Below are 450 nucleotides of genomic sequence, written 5' to 3' on the forward strand. Positions count from 1 at the left end.
CGGGCGCCGAGCAGGGCGATCAGGATGGGGCCGATGTTCACGACCAGCGCGGCCGTACCCGCGTCGACCTGCTGCTCGCCCCAGTTCAGGGCGACCATGTAGAACCCGAACCAGAGCGCCCCGGACACCGCGATCCCTCGCCACGCGGCCCGTGGCGGCCAGCCCTCCCGCCGTACCGCCCAGATCAGCCCGAGCGCCACCGCCCCCGCCGCGAGCCGGCCCAGCGCCAGCGCCCCCGGCGAGTACGCCTGCCCGGCGCTGCGAATGGACACGAAGGCCGACGCCCACAGCACGACGGTCACGAGGGCGGCCCCACCGGCGAGCAGCTCGGCACGACGGACGGGACGGACCCGGGAGTTCTCAGCCATGCCCCGAGGCTAGGCGGGCCGCCGCACGGGGGCTCGCGATTTTCGGACGCCGAGTTCGGAGGGCCGACCGCCGGTGGAAGGG

Annotated in this window: 1 pseudogene; it reads right to left on the reverse strand. The window is 75.3% G+C overall.

Annotated elements, in window-relative coordinates:
* Positions 1-368 (reverse strand): annotated as a pseudogene (locus AOK23_RS51165) (EamA family transporter); the annotation flags it as partial.
* Between the last annotated feature and the right edge of the window lie 82 nt (positions 369-450).

It is taken from the genome of Streptomyces torulosus, from assembly GCF_001419765.1.
Taxonomy (GTDB): domain Bacteria; phylum Actinomycetota; class Actinomycetes; order Streptomycetales; family Streptomycetaceae; genus Streptomyces; species Streptomyces torulosus.